The sequence below is a fragment of the Aquicoccus porphyridii genome (assembly GCF_008369105.1).
GTDB classification, from domain to species: Bacteria; Pseudomonadota; Alphaproteobacteria; order Rhodobacterales; family Rhodobacteraceae; genus Aquicoccus; species Aquicoccus porphyridii.
Genome location: NZ_VINQ01000184.1, coordinates 1 through 401 on the forward strand (window position 1 = coordinate 1; position 401 = coordinate 401).

General features: G+C 69.1%; 1 protein-coding gene. It reads left to right on the top strand.

What is annotated here, in order from left to right:
- Positions 1 to 401 (top strand): Mur ligase family protein (locus FLO80_RS24105; protein ID WP_246156811.1); only part of this gene is annotated, 401 nt, incomplete at both ends.

Genomic DNA, 401 nt, shown 5'->3' on the forward strand with positions numbered 1-401 from the left:
CGCACGTGGCGATCATCACCAATGCCGGAACCGCCCATGTCGGCGAGTTCGGCGGACCGGAGAAGATCGTCGAGGCGAAGGGCGAGATACTGGAAGGGCTGGCCGCCGACGGCACCGCCGTACTGAACCTGGACGACAAGGCCTTCGACACCTGGAAGGCCCGTGCCAGCGGCCGTCCGTTGCTGACTTTCTCCCTCGACCGGCCCCAGGCCGATTTCCGCGCCGCCGATCTGCAGCGCGATGCGCGCGGCTGCATGGGCTTCAGGCTGCAGGGCGTAGCGGGTGAAGCGCAGGTCCAGCTCAACCTGCTGGGGCGGCACAATGTCGCCAATGCCCTGGCTGCCGCCGCTGCCGCCCATGCACTGGGCGTGCCGCTGGATGGGATCGTCGCCGGGCTGCAG